This is a genomic window from Cupriavidus sp. CER-90, assembly GCF_057652055.1.
In genome coordinates this window covers 1,284,621-1,302,561 of record NZ_JBYGYM010000001.1, presented here as the reverse complement: position 1 = coordinate 1,302,561, position 17,941 = coordinate 1,284,621, and the positions used below count along the sequence as shown (strand labels likewise).

Annotated in this window: 18 protein-coding genes; 9 read left to right on the top strand and 9 right to left on the bottom strand. The window is 67.1% G+C overall.

Going from position 1 to position 17,941, the window contains the following annotated elements; translation table 11 throughout:
- Positions 1-5 precede the first annotated feature (5 nt).
- Together sorA and AC24R4_RS05890 are read right to left on the bottom strand one after the other, a co-directional pair.
- Positions 6-1,253: a SorA family sulfite dehydrogenase catalytic subunit gene (sorA, locus tag AC24R4_RS05895; RefSeq protein ID WP_487522485.1), complete on the bottom strand. Its 1,248-nt coding sequence runs from the start codon at positions 1,251-1,253 to the stop codon at positions 6-8.
- Positions 1,254-1,495: 242 nt separating this feature from the next.
- On the bottom strand, positions 1,496-2,317 hold the full coding sequence (locus AC24R4_RS05890; RefSeq protein WP_400395673.1) for an IclR family transcriptional regulator: 822 nt from the start codon (positions 2,315-2,317) through the stop codon (positions 1,496-1,498).
- Positions 2,318-2,555: 238 nt separating this feature from the next.
- Here AC24R4_RS05890 and AC24R4_RS05885 point away from each other — a divergent pair, with 238 nt between their 5' ends.
- Positions 2,556-3,467: a LysR family transcriptional regulator gene (locus tag AC24R4_RS05885; protein ID WP_400395675.1), complete on the top strand. Its 912-nt coding sequence runs from the start codon at positions 2,556-2,558 to the stop codon at positions 3,465-3,467.
- Between the two features lie 138 nt (positions 3,468-3,605).
- Here AC24R4_RS05885 and AC24R4_RS05880 read toward each other — a convergent pair whose 3' ends face one another.
- Positions 3,606-3,878 carry a hypothetical protein gene (locus tag AC24R4_RS05880; RefSeq protein WP_153949830.1) on the bottom strand — a complete coding sequence of 91 codons (273 nt, stop codon included), beginning with the start codon at positions 3,876-3,878 and terminating at the stop codon, positions 3,606-3,608.
- A gap of 199 nt (positions 3,879-4,077) precedes the next feature.
- Positions 4,078-4,629, bottom strand: coding sequence for a YggT family protein (locus AC24R4_RS05875; protein WP_400395677.1), 552 nt, complete (start codon positions 4,627-4,629; stop codon positions 4,078-4,080).
- Between the two features lie 189 nt (positions 4,630-4,818).
- Here AC24R4_RS05875 and AC24R4_RS05870 point away from each other — a divergent pair, with 189 nt between their 5' ends.
- Both AC24R4_RS05870 and AC24R4_RS05865 read left to right on the top strand, forming a co-directional pair.
- A complete protein-coding gene (locus AC24R4_RS05870; protein ID WP_400395678.1) occupies positions 4,819-5,286 on the top strand; it encodes a MarR family winged helix-turn-helix transcriptional regulator in 468 nt (155 codons plus the stop codon).
- Positions 5,287-5,422: 136 nt separating this feature from the next.
- The gene (locus AC24R4_RS05865) at positions 5,423-6,169 is read left to right on the top strand and encodes a glycine zipper 2TM domain-containing protein (RefSeq protein WP_487522484.1); all 747 of its coding nucleotides are present in this window, start codon (positions 5,423-5,425) and stop codon (positions 6,167-6,169) included.
- Between the two features lie 80 nt (positions 6,170-6,249).
- Here the strand turns inward: AC24R4_RS05865 and AC24R4_RS05860 are convergent, their stop codons facing one another.
- The 3 genes from AC24R4_RS05860 to AC24R4_RS05850 form a co-directional block, all read right to left on the bottom strand.
- Positions 6,250-6,966 (bottom strand): dienelactone hydrolase family protein, encoded by a 717-nt coding sequence (locus AC24R4_RS05860; protein WP_487522483.1) that lies wholly within the window; start codon positions 6,964-6,966, stop codon positions 6,250-6,252.
- 238 nt (positions 6,967-7,204) lie between these two features.
- The gene (locus tag AC24R4_RS05855; RefSeq protein ID WP_153949825.1) at positions 7,205-7,624 is read right to left on the bottom strand and encodes a hypothetical protein; all 420 of its coding nucleotides are present in this window, start codon (positions 7,622-7,624) and stop codon (positions 7,205-7,207) included.
- 305 nt (positions 7,625-7,929) lie between these two features.
- Positions 7,930-8,538 (bottom strand): phospholipase D family nuclease, encoded by a 609-nt coding sequence (locus AC24R4_RS05850; protein WP_487522482.1) that lies wholly within the window; start codon positions 8,536-8,538, stop codon positions 7,930-7,932.
- A gap of 206 nt (positions 8,539-8,744) precedes the next feature.
- On the opposite strand from AC24R4_RS05850, the gene AC24R4_RS05845 reads away from it, so the two are divergent.
- A complete protein-coding gene (locus AC24R4_RS05845) occupies positions 8,745-8,951 on the top strand; it encodes a dodecin (protein WP_029050801.1) in 207 nt (68 codons plus the stop codon).
- Between the two features lie 31 nt (positions 8,952-8,982).
- On the opposite strand, the gene AC24R4_RS05840 is transcribed toward AC24R4_RS05845, so the two are convergent.
- On the bottom strand, positions 8,983-10,659 hold the full coding sequence (locus tag AC24R4_RS05840; RefSeq protein ID WP_400396646.1) for a ShlB/FhaC/HecB family hemolysin secretion/activation protein: 1,677 nt from the start codon (positions 10,657-10,659) through the stop codon (positions 8,983-8,985).
- A gap of 135 nt (positions 10,660-10,794) precedes the next feature.
- Positions 10,795-12,231: a collagen-like triple helix repeat-containing protein gene (locus tag AC24R4_RS05835; RefSeq protein ID WP_487522481.1), complete on the bottom strand. Its 1,437-nt coding sequence runs from the start codon at positions 12,229-12,231 to the stop codon at positions 10,795-10,797.
- 650 nt (positions 12,232-12,881) lie between these two features.
- On the opposite strand from AC24R4_RS05835, the gene AC24R4_RS05830 reads away from it, so the two are divergent.
- The 5 genes from AC24R4_RS05830 (at position 12,882) to AC24R4_RS05810 (ending at position 17,929) form a co-directional block, all read left to right on the top strand.
- On the top strand, positions 12,882-14,060 hold the full coding sequence (locus AC24R4_RS05830) for a collagen-like triple helix repeat-containing protein (protein ID WP_400395811.1): 1,179 nt from the start codon (positions 12,882-12,884) through the stop codon (positions 14,058-14,060).
- A gap of 430 nt (positions 14,061-14,490) precedes the next feature.
- Complete coding sequence (locus tag AC24R4_RS05825; RefSeq protein ID WP_487522480.1) at positions 14,491-14,682, top strand: Flp family type IVb pilin; 192 nt, start codon at positions 14,491-14,493, stop codon at positions 14,680-14,682.
- Positions 14,683-15,054: 372 nt separating this feature from the next.
- Positions 15,055-15,516 (top strand): TadE/TadG family type IV pilus assembly protein, encoded by a 462-nt coding sequence (locus AC24R4_RS05820; RefSeq protein ID WP_487522479.1) that lies wholly within the window; start codon positions 15,055-15,057, stop codon positions 15,514-15,516.
- Positions 15,517-15,522: 6 nt separating this feature from the next.
- Entirely contained in the window at positions 15,523-16,494 is a 972-nt protein-coding gene (gene cpaB / locus AC24R4_RS05815; protein ID WP_400397265.1) for a Flp pilus assembly protein CpaB, read from the top strand.
- Between the two features lie 94 nt (positions 16,495-16,588).
- Positions 16,589-17,929: a type II and III secretion system protein family protein gene (locus AC24R4_RS05810; protein WP_487522989.1), complete on the top strand. Its 1,341-nt coding sequence runs from the start codon at positions 16,589-16,591 to the stop codon at positions 17,927-17,929.
- The last annotated feature ends 12 nt before the right edge of the window (positions 17,930-17,941 follow it).

The window sequence follows — 17,941 nt, the reverse complement described above, 5'->3', positions numbered from 1 at the left end:
CCCCCTCAAACTACCAGAATGCGCGTGGATTCCACGACGTTCCGCATATATCCCGCAGGATTCCAGGTTGCCGTCAGCGGCTGGATTTCTCCCGATCGCGTTTTGGCACGCGCCCGCAAATCGAATTCTCCCTTTCGCTTCGGCTCAAAAGCGATGCTCCACTCGCGGAACGAATAACGGCCCAGGTCCTTGCCCAGTTCGGCGGAACGCCAGCTGGCGCCGCCGTCGTCGGAAAATGCGACTTCGGCAATGCCATGGCCGCCGTCGAATGCAATGCCCTTGACCACGGCGGGCTGCCCGGACCTGATAAAGCTGCCCGGCATATGGCTGGTGATAAAGGAGCGGACGTTGAACCGGCCGATCGGCACGGTGCTGGCCGGTGCGGTACCCGGTGCCACGCAGGCGCAGTCGTTGGCCGGAATACGATAGGCCGGGTTCATCCAGAAGCCCTCGAAGGGCTTGTCCAGGACCGCGATGTGCGACAGGTGCTTGACCCAGTAGGTGCCGTAATGGCCGGGCACGACCAGCCGCAGCGGGTAGCCGTTCAGCATCGGCAGATCCTTGCCGTTCATGGCCCAGGCCAGCATGACCTCGCCGTCCATGGCATGGTCCATCGACAGCGCCTTGACGAAGTCCGGGCCGTTTTCAAGCGGCGGGCGGTCCAGCCCGTCGAAACTGACCTGCACGGCGCCGGCCTTGATGCCGGCCTTTTCCAGCACGGTGCGCAGCGGGATACCCGTCCAGCGCGCATTCCCCATGGCGCCATTGCCCAGCTGGCCGCCATTGACGCGCGGCGAGAAATAGCCGCGGCCATTGCCCGAACACTGGTTGACCGCGACGATTTCCACGGGGTCGCCCAGCTTGCGCAAGTCCTGCAGGCTCAGCGACACGGGGCGCGACACATGGCCGTCAATATTCAGGCGATAGGTCGATGCGTCGATCGATGTGGGAATGCCGCTCCAGTGATAACGCACGAAAAACGCGTCATTCGGCGTGATCACATTCTCGCCAAATACCTCGAATGGCGTTTCGAGTTGCGGGGGGCGGTTGGTCAGCAGGATCAGCGGCCGTTTTTGCGGAAATGCCACCAGTTCGCGATGCCCGTTTTCGAATGGCATTTCGGTGGTATTGGCCGCGGCCAAGGCGCGCGTGGCGGTAAATCCAAGCGACGCCTGCAGCGTCAGGGCAGCGCCGCCCATCAGCACGCCGCGACGCCGGGGATCGATGTCGCCTCTTGTGGGTTTCCTGGCCATTTTGTCTCCTCGCGGGCAGCCGGGATCGGCCGCCTTTTTATCGGTGTCGGAGCCGTTGAGCGTAATCGTAGTGCGCCATATTGGCGAAACAAGTTATTTCGCTATGGCTGACCGGAAAATCCGATGTGTCGCATGCAACAGCGCGCGGATGCCATGGAGACGCGCAGGAATGCCCCCGCGTTACCGGGCAGGGCCCGGCGCGCTGGAATAAAGGCGGGGAGGGAAACGAAAGGGGTGGGGGGTCAGGTCCGCAAACTGACCATCGCCGAAATCTTCTCGGCGGCTTCCAGCAATGGTGGCAGGAACTGGTCGGTCATTTCCTGGGCACTGGTCCGATTGGCCTGGCCGCTGATGTTCAGCGCGGCGATCACCTGGCCGGTGCGGCTGCGGATCGGGGCGGCCAGCGACACCAGGCCTTCCTCGAGCTCCTGGTCGTTCTGGGCCCAGCCACGGGTGCGGATATCGGCGATCAGCGATTTCAGCGCGGCGATATCGGTGACGGTGCGGCGGGTACGCGGTTGCAGGTCCGACGCCTGCAGCACGCGGTCGAGCTCGGCGTCGTCGAGTCCGGACAGCAGCACGCGGCCCATCGACGAGCAGTAGGCCGGCAGCCGGCTGCCGATCGACAGGTTGATAGTCATGATCTTGCGGGCCGGCACGCGTAGTACATAAACGATTTCGGTGCCGTCGAGCACGGAGATCGAACAGCTTTCGTGGACCGATTGCGAGAGCGCCTCCATGACCGGTTCGGCCAGGTTCCAGAACGGCATCGAGGTCAGGTAGGCGAACCCGAGGTCCAGGATCTTGGGCGTCAGCCGGAACAGCCGGCCGTCGTTCTGCACGTAGCCCAGCCCCACCAGCGTCAGCAGGATGCGCCGCGCGCCGGCCCGGGTCAGGCCGCTCGCCTGGGCGATTTCGGTCAGCGTCTGGGCCGGATGGCTGGCGTTGAACGCGCGAATGACCGACAGGCCACGCGCAAATGACTGCACATAGCTGTCGCTCGGCTTTTCGGTCGTACCGGCGGCGGGCGCACGGGACGTAGCGGAATCGGCAGGATGCGCCATGGGTCTGAGAAAGTTCGGAAAGCCTCGGAAAGGCCGAAAGGGTAGAGGAAATGTGCCTGCTTTGCCAGTCCGGAGCAACCTTTACCGCAGTGCCGCAGGCCGCGTGGAACTATCGGTGGCACTGACGAGACGAATCTGTCTACCGCATAATGTGCGGCCGTCCGGCGCGGCAGATGCCGTCGACAAGCGGCCACGACGGGCGGCCACGACAACAGTGTCATACAAGGGAATGGGTTCGGTGAGCGAGACAATCCAGTGGAATGATTGGGAGGCATTTTGCAGCGTGGTGGAGCAGGGCACGTTCACGGCAGCGGCCGCGGCCCTGGACTGCCCGAAATCGCGCGTGTCCGCGGCGGTGATCCGGCTGGAAACCGCCATCGGCGCCAAGCTGCTGGAACGCACCACGCGCCGCATGCGGCTGACCGATGCCGGCGGCGCCGTCTATCGCGACGTGGCGCCGCTGTTCGCCCGGCTGCGTGAAATCCGCCAGGAAACGCTGGCCCGCGAGGAACGCGTGCAGGGCATGCTGCGCATTGCCACGCCCTACGAATTCGGGGCGCAGCAGCTGGGCGGCGTCATCTGCCGCACGCTGGCCGCCCATCCGGCGCTTGATATCACGGTGGAAATTGCCCAGGGGCTGGTCGATCCGATCCGGGAAGGCTATGACATCGCCTTCGTGACCGTGGACACCGATTTGCCCGATTCCGGCACCATCGCGCGACGCATCTGGAATGTGGAGCGCGGGCTGGTGGCCGCGCCCAGCCTGGCAGCCAGCCTGCCGGCGCAGATGCAGCCCGAAGACTTGTCCAACATGCCCACGCTGGCCACGCCCGGTGCGTCGGTATGGGAATTTTCGCGCGACGGCCGGCGAATTCCGGTGCCGATCCGGCCGCGCATGCAGACGTACAACGCCGAACTGCGCATGCAGGCCGCGCTGGCGGGCCTGGGCATCGCGCGGGTGCCGATGACGGCCGCGGAAACGGAAATCGCCCAGGGCAGGCTGGTTCGGGTGATGCCCGATTACCCGTTGCCGCCGTTGAGGGTGTTTGCCTTGCTGCCTGACCGGCGGCTCCAGCCGCGCAAGGTGCGGGCGTTCATGGAAGCCATCGAATCGATGATGGGGGCGGAGCTTGACGCGCTGGGGCAGTAACTGGCCCGGCGGGGGATGCGGTACGGGGAAATGCGGGAGAGGGGGCAGGGGAAGGTGGCCCGGCGGAACGCGGGGGAGCGTACCCCGGGCCTGCTTCGCCTTTGGGGGAAAGGCGAAGCCGCTGCAGCGGGTAAGGACTTAGGCGCCTTCGCTGTACACGTCGCGCTTCTCGGTCACGCCACGGGCGCCTTCCGAGTACACATCGCGCTTGTCGGTCACCGAGCGGGCGCCTTCCGAATACACGTCACGCTTTTCGGTCACGCCACGGGCGCCGTCCAGGTACGGATCGATCTTGCGGCCGATGCTGCCGTCCAGGCGAGCCAGGTCCGACAGGGGTTGCGCAGCCTGGGCGGCGGTGGCGCCAGCCGACAGGCCGATGGCGCAGAGCAGGGAGAGGGCGAGGGTCTTCATGGTGTGCTGTTCCTACTTGTTGGCAGAGATCGCGGGTGGGCCCGCGGTGGCTGTAATGTAGGCGTCGGCACGCGCACGAAAAAGGGCGAATCCTCGACAGACTGTCCAGCTGTCTGGACATTAGGGGTTAACCCTAGGGATACATTTTGTGGTACGGTGGCGCGCCGCCACCGGACAGCGATGCAAGGTTAGTGTTTGCTCACACTACCCCACGGCTAACACCGGCAATCAGCATCAGCAAGATCTGCGCGATGACGAACAGCACCAGCGGCGACATGTCGAACCCGCCCAGGCGCGGCATCACGCGCTGGATCGGCCGCAGCAGCGGTGCGGTCAGGTGCCAGATCGGGCCGGCCAGCGGCGATTGCGGATTGACCCACGACAGCACCGCCATGAGCAGCGTGACCCACATCACCATGCTGATGCCCCACTTCAGCAGGCTCAGCACGGCCAGGCCAAGGATCACGGGCAGATACGCCAGCGGATCGGCATCGAGCACCAGCGCGCGGCACACCAGGAATGCCACGGCGGTCAGGTAGGCGGCCAGCACCGTGGCCCAGTCGATGCCGCCGAGGCCCGGAATGATGCGGCGTAGCGGGCGCACGAGCCAGTCGGTGACCTGGAACACCCCCTGCGAGACCGGATTGCGCGATGGCAGGCGGGTCAGTTGCATCCACAGCCGCAGCAGCAGTGCCATGCCGAAAAGCGTAAAGACGGTATCGAGCAGGAAGAGGATGATTTCCGTGAACATCGGGCGGATTTCCCTTGAATACGTTAGAGGGCGACAGGGTGTCGACGACCGCACAGATTCTGCCATACCCCGCTGCCCCGGCCCCGTGGAAAATAGGGGTGCAATGCGTGTCATCGCACCGGGCGCGGCCATGCCCCCCATATAATGGGCGCCTTGTCCGATACCGCACGCGCAGCCGCCTTCCCGCCCATGCCACGCCCGACCGCTTCCGCGAAGTCTTCGACCGATGCCAACGTATTGAGCAAGCATGACTTCGAGGCGCTGTCCGATTTCCGGTATCAGTTGCGCCGCTTCCTGCGGTTTTCCGAGGATGCCGCGCAGGCCGAAGGCGTGACCGTGCAGCAATACCTGTTGATGTTGCATATCCGGGGCAGCCGCGACAAGAACTGGGCGTCCGTGGGCGAGCTGGCCGAGCGGCTGCAGGCGAAGCAGCACGGCGTGGTGGCGCTGGTCAACCGCTGCGAAGCCGCCGGACTGGTCACGCGCCGGACCGATCCCAACGACCGCCGCGTGGTGCAGATCCATCTGCTGGCCAAGGGCGAGCGATGCCTGAACCGGCTGGCCGCGCTGCACCGGGCCGAGCTGGAATCGCTGCGTGGCGCATTTCGTGTGGCGCGCATCACGGCCTTCAACGACGACGAGTCCGAACGCGGCTGAGCGCCGCCTTTCGCACGTCGGGCCCGCCGCGTTACAGCCGGTTACCCATCACAATCTCCGGTGACACCTGCCGGCATGGCGCGGCACTAGACTCCCGCGCAATATCAACACGCGCACCGTCGCAGGAGTCCCCATCATGTCCATCACGATTCGCCCGGCCGCCCGCACGCTTGCACTGGCCGCCGTGGCTGCCGGAACGGTGGCGCTGGCCGGTTGCGCCGCACCTTATGGCGCCGGCTATGGCGATGGCTATGGAACGGGCTACCAGACCGCCGGCTACCAGGGTGCTGGCTACCAGGGTGCCTATGGCAATGCCGGGTATGGATCGGCCTACGGCACCTCGGGCACGCAGATCAGTGGCGCGCCTGCCTATCCGCAGCAGTCGTACCCGCAGCAGGCTTACCCCCAGTCGTCCTACCCGCAGCAGGCCCAGCAGCCGGCTTATCCGCAGCAGCCCGGCTATGACCAGTATGGCTACCCGCAGCAGTCCCAGGGCAGCTACGACGGCACCTACGGCAACAGCGCCGGCTACAACGACCCCTATGCGGTGCGTTACGGCTGGGTGGAGTCCATCGAGCAGGTGGGCGGACAGCCGGCCAACGCCAGCGGCGTGGGGGCCGTACTGGGCGGGGTGGCGGGTGGCCTGCTGGGGCACCAGATCGGCGGCGGGCGTGGCAACACGGTGGCCACCATCGGCGGCGCGGTGGCCGGCGCGCTGGCCGGCAACGAGGTGGAAAAGCGCACCCACACCACGGCGCCGGCGTTTCGCGTGCGGGTGCGTACCAATGACAACGCCTATATGACACTGACGCAGGCCAGCCCCTACAACCTGCGCATCGGCGACCGCGTCAAGGTGCAGAACGGCACGGCCGTGCCCTACTGACATACCGGATCGGTCGGCTACACAACGCAACACAAAATGCCCGGCTCCAGGGCCGGGCTTTTTTTCGACTGTCGGGTCGATTACGAGAGCGCGTTGGCCAGGAAGGTCAGCGCGCGGCCATGCGCCAGCGCGGCCGAACGCTGGTGATACGACGCGCGCGCCCAGCAGTTGAAGCCGTGGTCGGCCTGGTCGTAGACAAAGACCTCGGTGCCTCGCTTGCCGGCCACGGCCTGTCGTACGTTCTCCACATCGTCGGGCTTGATATGGGCATCCAGCGCGCCGTAGTGGAACTGCACCGGCACATTGAGGGCCGCTGCCTCCTGCAGATTGTTCTGGATGCCGCCGCCATAGTAGGGCACCGCCGCATCCACCAGCCCGCGCGCCGCGGCCATGTACGACACCAGGCCGCCGAAGCAATAACCGACCGCGGCCACCTTGCCGCCTTCGCCAATTTCCTTGCGCAGCGCCTCGACGGTGGCGGCGATGTCCGACACCGTGTCTTCCAGGTTCACGGCCTTGCGCAGTTCCATGGCCTTTTCCAGGTCCGGGCCGCTGTAGCCCAGCTCCACGCGCGGGGCCGAACGCCAGAACACGTCCGGGGCCAGCACCACGTAGGCGTCGGCCGCGTACTGGTCGGCCACGCTGCGGATGTGTTCGTTGACGCCAAAGATCTCCTGTACCAGCACGATGCCGGGGTTGCCGGCGGCCTTGCCGCCGGGCGGCAGGCTCAGATAGGCGTCGAAGCTGCCGTCGGCGGTGTCGATACGGATCCAGCGGCTGTTGGGCGTGGTGCTCATGTCGGGAAGACTCCAGGGTTTGTCAGGGCAGGCGCGGGAGGCGGCGCCGGAGCCGCGCGATCCGGGGGATCGGCGAGAGACTGCCAAGTGTGCCACCGCGGCGGCAATCGTGCAGCGTGGCTGGCCGGTAGCCGACCGGCAAAAAAATATGCCGGCACCCGCGGGAGGGGTAGCCGGCATGGCGGCCGCGCCAGCGGCGCGGCACAGGACTGCTTGACTGACTGTTCATCCGCGCCGGTTACCAGCGCATCTGCACATTCTTTTCTCCAGGGCTCACCGTCGTGCGCTTGGATGTGCCCTCATAAGTGGCCACGACCTGATAAGCGGCGCGCGGCCCCTTGATCAGGCATCGCGGGCCCGTGGCCGTGAACTCGGCCACCTGCTGGCCATTGCGCATGAGCTTCACGTTGACGTCCGACAGATATTCTCCGCGGCCGCCCTGCGTGAACAGCAGGCCCATGTCGTACTGGGACGCCTCGCTGCGCATTTCGGCCTGTTCGTCGGCAGCCACGCCGCCGCAAACATAGGTGAACGGGCCGGCCGTCGACGTCTTCATGTCCGCGTGAGCGGACCCCGCCATGCCCATCGCCGCTGCCGCGGCGCCGATTGCGCACCAGACACGTACCTGTCGAGTGATCGTCGTGTTTTGCGTTTGCATCGCTTCCTCCTGCCAGGTTGACGGGATGAGCGACGGGTACCCAATGCAGGCATTGCAGCCGTGAGGCAGGTTCAGGGCAGGTACGCAGGCCTGGACGAGGGCCTGTCGCGCATCCTCGGGATACGTACCTGAAGTACACACCACTGCACCTGGGGCGTCTGTCAGCGATTCACTGATCTTGCTGCGGGAAGCGTCTGGGGCGTGGCGCGAACAGCGGGCAGTTCTGCCCCTATTCGTGCGGGAAGCTCGCAAAGAGAGGCGCCGTTCACATGGCGCCCCGCTCATTCTGTAACTTGCGGCGGCGATCAGTAGGCCGACGACTGCTCGAACCGCGTGCGCCAGTTGTCGCTGTATGCCTTGACCACCGCGCTGTCGCCCCGGATCAGCATGCCGTTCTCCGCATTACGCTCCTGGGCCGACTTGGTGAAGTTGAACGACCCCGTGAACACCGCCTGGTCGTCGAACACCATCACCTTGTTGTGCGCGATGGCCGGTTTGGTATCGACCACCACGGGAATCCCCGCGTTCTTCAGAAAGGTGGCGCTGGTATATCGCTCGGAAGCCTGGCTCTTGTCGACGATCACGCGCACGTCCACGCCGCGCTGGTGCGCCTCGGCCACGGCGCGGGCGATGGGCGCGCTCGTGAACGAGTAAGCCTGGATCAGCAGCTTGTGCCGCGTGCGGTGGATGGCGTCGACGATCATGTCCTGGCAGCTCGGGCCGTCCGGCACGAAACACAGCGTGTACGTGCTGCCGCTGGCGAACTGGCTGGGCTGCGCGCGCGGGGTGGTCAGCGTATCGATGGCGCGATCGAACATCGAGGTGGTACGGGCCTGGGCGGTGCCCACGACGGCCAGCAGGCCGAGCATGCCCGCCGTGGCAAGCCGCCTGCATTGGAGCAAGGAAGGAAACATCAGGTTACGGGAAGGTGACAGGAAATCGAGGGCAGGCAGCGTAACAGGCCATGCGCCCAGTTCGCAACAGGAAACGCATCGGGGCCGGGTTGGGGAACTGCGGCGGCGCCTTGGGACTCGACCCGACTGGTGCCTATGATGAAGGCATCGTGTCGCGGCGGGGCATGCTGTGCCGCCGCATCGATCGCGAATACAAGGAGCCTCGCATGTCCGACCACACCTACAAGCTCGTCGAGATCGTCGGATCGTCACCCGATGGCAGCGACCAGGCCATCCGCAATGCACTGGCCAAGGCCGGCGAGACCATCAAGCATATCGACTGGTTCGAAGTGGTCGAAACGCGCGGCCATGTGACGGACGGCAAGGTTGGCCACTTCCAGGTCACGCTGAAGATCGGCTTCCGCGTGACCTGACGCGCAGGCCGCGCCACCCGCCGCCCCCCGCTCAATCGAACTGGTACGACCAGAGCAGGTTGATGCGCGGCGAACGGTGGCTGGCATTGGTGGGCTTGTCGCCCACCGGCTGGGCCAGCGAGACGTCCATCGTGTAGTAGCGCCGGTCCGAGAACCGCAGGCCGATGGCCAGCGACTGCAGCGTGCGGTGCGACAGCGAGATGCTGTTCGAGTACACGCGCGCCATGTCGGCGGCCAGGAACGGCTGCAGCGTCTTCAGATACGTGAAATCCACTGCGAACAGCCGGTTCAGTTCGGCCGATGCGCCCCAGCCCTTGTCGCCCGCGATCTCGCCGGCCGGGTAGCCCAGCCCGAAGAAGCGGCCGCCAAAGCTGATCTGCTCGCTCGACGCCAGGCGGTTGCCGCTGTACTGCCCCGCCGCCGACAGCGCCATGCCGAAGCCCATCGGCAGGTCGCTGGCCTGCGACACCAGCAGCCGCGTGCGCCAGAAGCTCAGGTCGTTGAGGTTGTTCTGGCGATCGGCGCCCAGTGCATCGAAGCCCTTGTACACGCCCAGCGTGGCGCTGCGCGTCACGCCCGTGCCGCGTTGCTGGTATGACGCCTCGGCGCTGGCCACGCGCACGCTGGTCGACAGTTCCACCTGGCGGCCTGCGCCGGGCTGTACGGCCTGCGTATAGCGTTCGAACTGGTTGTTGGCATAGAAGCCGCCGGTCAGCGTCAGCGCGTGGCGGTTGTTCAGGATGACCGGATAGCTCAGCGTGCCACCCAGCCGTTTGGAGTCGTTCACGTAGCGCGGGTTGAAGCCGATCGGAGCCAGCGTGTTGTTCTCGGGCACGCCGCGATAGTGCGATGCGGTGATCTTGCCCAGCATGCCTTCGGTGCCCAGCGGCTGGGCGTAGGTGGCGGCGTAGTACTCCTCGCTGTCGCGGCCCTTGGGGAACAGCGTGGAGAACGACAACTGCTCGCCCAGCGGTGTCAGGCTGTTGGTGGTGGCTGTGGCGATGGCGCGCACGCCCGGCGACATCCATTCGACACCCGTACCGAACGTGAACGGCTTGCGCTTGACCTCCAGCACCATGTCGCACGCGCCATCGGTGGTGGTGGGCGGCTGCACCGTGGCGTTGACCTGCATGCCGGGCTGCTGCGCCAGCACGTTGACATAGTGCTCGAAGCTCTCCTGGCGCAGCGGGCGGTCTTTCTTCAGCTGATCGGCAATCTTGCGCAGCCGCGCCTCCGCCGGCCCGGGTTTGCCCTTGACCGTGACGTTGGCCACGTAGCCTTCCACCACGGTGATCAGCACATTGCCGTTTTCGAACGATTGCGCCGGCACGAAGGCAAACGACAGCGGATAGCCGGCGTCCTTGTACATCTGCGTGACCGACTCCGCAGCCTGAAGCAGTTCGGCGACGGTGATTTCGCGATTGGCCAGCGGGCTGAACCTGGCCGCGATCTGCTCGAACGGCAGCGTCTTCGCGCCCTCGATCTGGAAATGCCGGGGCGTAAGCCGCGAGGCCAGCAGGTTCTGCAGCGCCGAGTCGGGCCGTTCCACCTGCACGGTGACATTGGATTGCGCTGGCTTGCTGGGCGCGATGCTGGGCAGCGTCTGGGTGGGATCGCCCTGTACGGGCCCGCGTTCGGCGTGGGCCAGGCCGCTTTGGATGACGCCGACGCTGATCATCAGCGCGGCAACGCGATTGCGTGGTCGCATGGTCTTACCCCTCGATGGAAACCTGCATTGCGGCTATGCGGTCGCGTGCCACGGGACGGAGGGGATGCCGCTTCTCCGCCGCCCATGGGTGGCCGTGACGCTTTGCTTGGGTCGGGGCGCGTGCGCCCCGTGGAACTAGTGCTTGCCGCCGATTGCGCCGGTCAGGCCGCCAACCAGCCCGCCGACCAGCCCGGTGACTGGCGCCAACGGGTTGCCGGGCTTGGTGCCCGCCGCCGTGCCGCCCGATGCGGGGGTGCCGCTGGCCGGTGCATTGCCGCCGGTCAGGCCGGCGACCAGGCCGGTGACCGGTGCCAGCGGGCTGGCGCTGCCGCCCGTGGTGCTGGCTGCCCCGCCCGTCACGCCGTTGGTGATGCCGCTGACCAGGCCAGTGACCGGCGCGAGCGGGCTTGTGCCGCCGCCACCGGTGGCGCTGCCCAGGCCGCTGGTGACAGTGCTGACCAGTCCGGTAACGGGCGCCAGCGGGCCGGATGCGCCGCCGCTGGCGCCTGTCAGGCCGCTTGTGAGGCCGCCGGTCAGGCCCCCGACCAGCCCGGTCACGGGCGCCAACGGGCTGCCCGCCGCACCGCCGGCCGGGTTGTTCACCACGCCGCCAAGCGAGGCCACCGTCGTGCCGGTGCCCGTGACGATGCCGCCCACGCCGGACACGACCGGGGTATTCGTATGGGTCAGTTGCGTGCCCGCCGTGGCCAGCGCACCGCCGACGGTGGCCAGCAGGTTGTTGACGGGCTGGCCCAGGCCGGTGGCCGCGCCCAGTGTCTGCGTGCCGCTGGTCAGTGTGGAAGTCAGCGGCACAATGGCCTTGCTGACGCCGCTGGTCAGCTGTTCCACGGGGCCGGTCGACAGCGCAGTCCCCAGCTGGCCGCCGACGTTGTTCACGGCACCGCCCACTTGCGAGACCACGCCGCCCAGCGGCGTCGTCACGGCGGCGAGCGGTGCGAGCGGGCCGCTGCCCAGGCCGCTGACCGCGCTGCCGGCACGGGTGACGGCGTTGCCCAGGTCGCTGACCACGCCGCCGGTGCTGGCCACCGTGGTGCCCACCGGATTCCTGGCGTTGGGCATATTGCCCAGGCCCGACTGCACGCCAGTGCCGAGCACGCTGACCGCGTCGCCCACGGCACTCACCACGCCTGCCAGGCCATCCTTGGTCTGCGTCGGCACCCCTGGCACGTTCGCGTCCTTGATCGCATCCCCTACGCCGCTGACCGTGCTGCCGACCCCATTGACGATGCCGCCCACGTTGCTGACGATGGCGCTGGTAGGCGTCAGCGCAGCGGTGCCACCGCCGCCACCACCGCCGCCGTTGTTGTTGTTTCCACCGCCGCCGTTGTTGTTGTTCGTGCCACCGTTGTTGGCGGCGTCGGTGCCACCGGTTCCGCCTGTGCCGCCGGTGCCGCTGGTATTGGCCGCGTTGCCGGTGCCGGCCGTGCTGCCGGTGCCGCTGGTACCCATCGACGTCGAACCGCTGCCGCTGGCGCAGCCCGCCAGCACCAGCATGGACCCCAGCAATGCCGTCACGACCAGTTGCTTCGCGGAATGTTTGCGTGTGCGCATGACCTTTTCCTTTTTTTTAATGTTCCCGACCCTGGTTCACGTATCGCATGCCGCTTCGTTGCGAGCATTTGCGTGACGTGCCGTGGCTGCGTTGTATTGCGCAAGCGGTGTGCCAGTGGCGCCGGCCATTGCTGGCCACGCCATGCCAAAGCAGGGGGTGATGGGCGCAAACGCCCGTGTGGCAAGGCTTTGCGGCAAATGGATCAAACGCGCGCATGAAGCGCGCGGTGGGGGCGCGGCCCGTGTTTGGCGTTACGCGTTACGTAACGTCGCGTGACATGCGCGGTGACATGGCCGTGCCATAGCGCCTGTCCTGGCCCCGCGTCCGGGGCCGTCCGGCGTAACGCCCGCCGGGAACACGTTACGTAGCACGTAACACCACCACGCCGTCCGGCACCACGCTTCGAGCGGCGGTCGAAGTGGCCAGCCCGCATCCCGGAAAGCCTTGCCCCGCAACGGGTTCCAGCCCTGCAGTCCCCCGCATCCAGCGCCCGTATCGAACATGCGATTGAGGCTGGCACACCGTTTGCGCTATCCGTCCGCAGCCACGCCAGACGAACCAGATCGCCGACCGGGTCGCGGCGAAGCGCGTGCGCAGCGCGGACATGAAGACAGCGGACTCGCAAAGAACAAACTCAGGAGATTTGGACATGCATGCAACCAAGCAGACGCGCCCCCTCAACGTGTTGGCGATTGCCTGTGCCGCAGCGGTGACGTTGCTGGCCGGCTGCGCCTCGGGCGGTTCCAGCGGCGGTGCCAATCCGCGCACGCCGTCCCCGCCGACCAATCCGGGAACGACGAATCCGCAGCCCACCGCCGAAACCACGCCCACGGGCAAGGTGGTGGAAGGCGCGGGCAACACCGTGGTATCCACCGGCAACGCGGTGAGCCAGATCGGCCAGCAGATCAAGGACACCAGCGTGCCGCTGGTACCGGCTACGGCGAAGAACGCGACCGGCGATGTGGTCATCCAGACCGGCGAGACCGTTGCCACGCTCGGCGCGGGGGTGCGCGATGGTCTGGGCCAGATTGGCGCGGTGGAGAACCCGGTGGGCGTGACCGTTGCCAACACCGGCAATGTCGTGACGCAGGCAGGCGCCACGGTGGTCAGCACGGGCAGCCTCGTCAAGGCGCTGGGTAGCGACCAGTTGTCGCCGCTGGCGCCCGTGACCAATCCCGCCGGCGGCCTGGTGCAGACCGTGGGGGCAGGGGTGATGAGCCTCGGCGGCAAGCTGGGCGACACGCTGTCAACCGGGCCGGTCGCGCAACTGACGGACAGCACCAGCAAGGCCATCGTGCCGCTGACCACGCAGCTGACCAACGCCACGCAGACCGTAGGGGCAGCCACGGGGCTGGGTGTGCCGGTCGACAACCTGCTGACCCAGGTCGGCAACACGGTGGCCACGGCCGGCAGCATGATCGCCAACACCAACACGCCGGTGGTGTCGCCGCTCGGCGGCGTCGTCAACGAAGCGGGCAAGACCGTGGCGGTGGCAGGCGTGCTGCTCAACGGCAATGGCAGCGCCGGCGGCAATCCGCTGGGTGGCCTGCTGAACAACCTGCCCCTGAACGGGGCGGCCGGCGGCACATCGGGCGCCAATCCCCTGGCGCCCGTGACCGGCCTGCTCGGCACGGTGGGCGGCGCGGCAGGTGGCGCGGCAGGTAGCGGCTCGGGCGGCAGCAATCCGCTGGCGCCCGTCACGGGCCTGCTGGGCACGGTCACCGGCGGACTGACCGGCGCCGCCAGCGGCGCCGGCTCGTCAGGCGGCAGCGGCAGCAGTCCGCTGGCACCGGTTACCGGCCTGCTTGGCGGGCTGACGCACCATTGATCTGAAATACAACGCGGGAGACGTCGGGACTTTCCCTGTCAACCGCCCCGGCTAATTTACGGTGCGCTGTCGTCCTTACCCCGCGCGGCGCATCCTTTTATTTCGTGCCGTGCAGCGGCCTGCATGCCTACGTGCAGGCCGCTGCACGGCACGCTTCATTTGTTGCGCGCGCTTTAACAATTCGGATGGATATCCCGATGGCGGAGCCAGGCCGCATTGTTTCAAACGTCTGTCCCACTTTAAGCTGGGACAACCATTAGCCCGAATGGGGGGTATGGTTGAAACAAAGCCTGTCTTATAAATGTATCCACCAGCGCAAAAAGCACAATAACGCCACAGTGGCAGTTCATACAGATGGCAGTCGGATCGGGGTCAGGAGCGTATTGCTGGGGATCCATGCAGGGGTTACGCACTTTCGGGAGTGAACATCATGCAAAAAAATCTGGCGCGTCATCGCAAGACCCAACGCGGCGCCACTGCCATCGAGTATGGCCTGATCGTCGGCCTGATTGCTTTGGGCATCGTCGTCGGAGCACAGGCCCTCGGCACAGGTATCAGCACCGGCTTCAATGACCTTGCCACCCGGGTCACCACCATGTTCGCGAAGAACAACGGCACCTGACCTGCCGACAGACATCCACCTGACCATCCGGAAAGCACAAGCGGCGTCCGTGCATCGCGCATGGCGTCTTTCGTGCTGACCTGACGTCTCCAGACCATTTACCGGAGCACCGTGCTGGCGGCCATGCCAGCCGCGGCGGGCGTCTTCGTGCCTGCCGGAACTCAGTGGCAGAAGTGGTGGCGGTAGGCACTGGCCGCGGGCAGGGCTATGGACGGCCGGGCAAGATCGGTAAGAGTGGTTCCAAGTCGCGTAACGTAGTACGGCACAGCCCGGTCGGGCACGCCGCAGCGGGCACCGCGCAGCCATGCCGGTGCCCGCCGCGCGGTGTCGTGTGTCGCCAATGCATGCAAGTTGAAAAAAACCGGGTGAAGCATGGCATTACGGGGGAACGCGAACCGGCGCCGCGCAGGCGGAGTGGCCGCAATCGAGTTCGCGATAGTGTTTCCGCTGCTGTTTGCGGTAGTGCTTGGCATCGTCTACTACGGCATGGTGCTGGCCCTGCAGCAAGTCCTGACGCTCGCCGCCGAGGAAGGTGCGCGGGCTGCCTTGCGTTATCCGCTCACCGCGAACGGCGGCACGCTGGCGACCACGCTCGCCCAGCGGGTCATCGCCGCCGACCTGGCCGCGCGCAGCACGCTGCCACCCAATATCGCCAACCGGTTCGCGGCCGGCTCGCTGGCCCAGGCCGTGGCCTGCAGCGCGCCGCCCGGCACGCAATGCGTGCAGGTCACGCTCGATCTCCCCACGCAAACGTTCCTGCCGGTGGTGCCGTTCGTGCCAGTGCCCGCATCGCTGACCGGCGTCGCGGTGGTCCAGCTCTCTCCCGATACCTGAGGACACATGAGCAGCAAACAGATTCGAATCCTGGCCACCGTCCTGCTGATACTGGCCGGACTGCTCGCGCTGCTGGCGTGGCAGGTGGCGCGCCAGCAGGCGGTGCCGATCCCGGCCGCGCGCACCGCCCCGACCCATGCCGTGGTGGTCACCACGCGTGCCGTGGAGGCCGGCAAGCCGCTGACCGCCGACGCGCTCGCGGTCATGCAACTGCCGATCGAGCCGGCCGGCGCCTACCAGGACGCGGCCCGCGTGGTCGGCCAGGTGCCGGTGGTGAACCTGGGCAGCAACGTGCCGGTGCTGGAAGGACAACTGCTGTCCGGGCTGGCGCGGCAGATTCCGGAGGGCGACCGTGCGCTGGCCGTGTCGGTGGACGAGGCGGTCGGCGTGGGCCATCAGGTGCAGCCCGGCGACTTTGTCGATGTGTTCGTGATCCTGCGCCGCGACAACCAGGAGATTGCCGAAAGCCAGACGCGCCTGCTGCTGTCGCGCCTGCGCGTGCTGGCGTACGGCAATGGCAGTGTCAACGATTCACGCAAGGTGCAGGCCGAACAGATGATGGCCCGCCGCGACGGCGCGAAGACGGCCGTGCTCTCTGTGCCGGTGGATCAGGTCGGCAAGCTGGCCATGGCGCAACAGGCCGGACGGCTGGTGCTGGCGCTGCGCAATCCGTCGGATGCATCGATGCCCAGCGACGGCATGTTCGCCGAGCCGCCCACCGTGCTGCAGGCCCGCGCCGGTGTGCCGCCGGAAGCCGAACGCGCGCCCGTGGACAAGGCCGCGGCCGGCATGAGCCTGGCCGGACTGGTAGGCCAGGCGCAGGCGGGCAACACCGCGCCGCGCGCCCTGCCCCCCGCACCGTCCATGCGCGCCGCCGCGCCGCCGATGGCGGCACTGACGGCCTCGGCGCCACGACGCGAAACCCCCGACAACAACGGCGTGGAAGTGATCCGCGCCGGCAAGCGAGCGATCGAATAGCGGACGACACGGCATGCCCACATTGACGACAGACCGTGAACGGGCGCGTGCGCGCCAGATCGGCACCGATTCTTTCCACCGCCGATGGGCCGCGATGATGACGGCCGCCGTCTCGATGGCGGCCATGCTGGCCTGGGCGATGCATCCGGCCATGGCGCAGGACGCCGGACCCCCGCCCGCCGCGCGCACGTTGCGCCTGATGGCCGGCGCACAGCAGGAGATCAGGCCCGCCCAGGCGCTGGAGCGCGTGGCCGTGGGCAACCCCGCCGTGGCCGATGCACTGCTGCTCAAGCAGCGCCATGGCTCGCCCACCGTGCTGGTGGTGGCAAAGCAGCCGGGCGTGACCGACATGATGGTCTGGAGCCGCAACGCGGCGCCGGTGACCTACAGCGTGCAGGTCGTTGCGGTGGCACCGGATGCCGACGGCGCGCAGGTGGACCTGTCCGCAGCAGGCGCCACCATCCGGGGCGAATCGCGCGACGCCGCCACCGCCGCGCGCACGCAGCAGGCGGCGCGGGCGGCGGTGGGCGGGCCGGACGGCAAGGGCGGCGTGGTGATCGACCGCTCGGTGGTGCCGGTGTCGAACACGGTGCAGGTCGATGTGAAGGTGGTGGAGATCAGCAAGACCGTGCTGAAGGAGGTCGGGCTCAATTTCGTCAAGAGCAGCGGCGGCTTCACGTTCGGGCAGTTCAGCCCGACGTCGCTGACAAAGGCCATGATCGGCCCGTCACCGTCTTTTGAAAGCGCGTTGCCGATGAGCAGCGCATTCAACCTGGTGGCGGCGTGGGCCAAGGAGGGCATCTTCGCCAACCTGAGCCTGCTGGAAAGCAATGGCCTGGTCAGGGTGCTGGCCGAGCCAAGCCTGGTGACGCTGTCGGGCCAGAGCGCGAGCTTCCTGGCGGGCGGCGAGATCCCCATCCCGGTGCCGCAGGCGCTGGGCACCACGACGATCCAGTTCAAGCCATTCGGCATCGGCCTGACGGTGTCGCCGACGGTGATGTCGAAGTCGCGCATCGCGCTGAAGGTGGCGCCCGAGGCCAGCGATCTCGATCCGTCGCGCGGCATCAGCATCAACGGGGCGTCGGTGCCGGCCATTGTCACGCGGCGCGCCGATACCACGGTGGAACTGGGCGACGGCGAGAGCTTCGTGATAGGCGGGCTGGTCAGCCGCAACACGGTCAGCAACGTGAGCAAGGTGCCGTTCCTGGGGGACCTGCCGATCATTGGCAGCTTCTTCAAGAACCTGAACTTCCACCAGGAGGACCGCGAACTGATGATCGTGGTCACGCCACGCCTGGTGAAACCGCTGGCGCGGGATTCCCAGGCCGCGGCGAACGTGGCCAACGACGGCCGCACGAGCGCCAGCCCCAATGTCTGGGGGCGCTTCGTGCTGGGCGAGTACGCAGATCCGACCCTGCCGGGTTTTTCGCGGTAGCGGCGGCAGATG

Excerpts from the sequence above, each read along its gene's own strand:
- cpaB (WP_400397265.1), top strand. The coding sequence starts at position 15,523 with ATGAGCAGCAAACAGATTCGAATCCTGGCCACCGTCCTGCTGATACTG.
- AC24R4_RS05855 (WP_153949825.1), bottom strand. The coding sequence starts at position 7,624 with ATGCAAACGCAAAACACGACGATCACTCGACAGGTACGTGTCTGGTGC.
- AC24R4_RS05845 (WP_029050801.1), top strand. The coding sequence starts at position 8,745 with ATGTCCGACCACACCTACAAGCTCGTCGAGATCGTCGGATCGTCACCC.
- AC24R4_RS05840 (WP_400396646.1), bottom strand. The coding sequence starts at position 10,659 with ATGCGACCACGCAATCGCGTTGCCGCGCTGATGATCAGCGTCGGCGTC.
- AC24R4_RS05890 (WP_400395673.1), bottom strand. The coding sequence starts at position 2,317 with ATGGCGCATCCTGCCGATTCCGCTACGTCCCGTGCGCCCGCCGCCGGT.
- AC24R4_RS05830 (WP_400395811.1), top strand. The coding sequence starts at position 12,882 with ATGCATGCAACCAAGCAGACGCGCCCCCTCAACGTGTTGGCGATTGCC.
- AC24R4_RS05810 (WP_487522989.1), top strand. The coding sequence starts at position 16,589 with ATGATGACGGCCGCCGTCTCGATGGCGGCCATGCTGGCCTGGGCGATG.
- AC24R4_RS05860 (WP_487522483.1), bottom strand. The coding sequence starts at position 6,966 with ATGAGCACCACGCCCAACAGCCGCTGGATCCGTATCGACACCGCCGAC.
- AC24R4_RS05835 (WP_487522481.1), bottom strand. The coding sequence starts at position 12,231 with ATGCGCACACGCAAACATTCCGCGAAGCAACTGGTCGTGACGGCATTG.
- AC24R4_RS05865 (WP_487522484.1), top strand. The coding sequence starts at position 5,423 with ATGTCCATCACGATTCGCCCGGCCGCCCGCACGCTTGCACTGGCCGCC.
- sorA (WP_487522485.1), bottom strand. The coding sequence starts at position 1,253 with ATGGCCAGGAAACCCACAAGAGGCGACATCGATCCCCGGCGTCGCGGC.
- AC24R4_RS05850 (WP_487522482.1), bottom strand. The coding sequence starts at position 8,538 with ATGTTTCCTTCCTTGCTCCAATGCAGGCGGCTTGCCACGGCGGGCATG.
- AC24R4_RS05825 (WP_487522480.1), top strand. The coding sequence starts at position 14,491 with ATGCAAAAAAATCTGGCGCGTCATCGCAAGACCCAACGCGGCGCCACT.
- AC24R4_RS05820 (WP_487522479.1), top strand. The coding sequence starts at position 15,055 with ATGGCATTACGGGGGAACGCGAACCGGCGCCGCGCAGGCGGAGTGGCC.
- AC24R4_RS05875 (WP_400395677.1), bottom strand. The coding sequence starts at position 4,629 with ATGTTCACGGAAATCATCCTCTTCCTGCTCGATACCGTCTTTACGCTT.
- AC24R4_RS05880 (WP_153949830.1), bottom strand. The coding sequence starts at position 3,878 with ATGAAGACCCTCGCCCTCTCCCTGCTCTGCGCCATCGGCCTGTCGGCT.
- AC24R4_RS05870 (WP_400395678.1), top strand. The coding sequence starts at position 4,819 with ATGCCACGCCCGACCGCTTCCGCGAAGTCTTCGACCGATGCCAACGTA.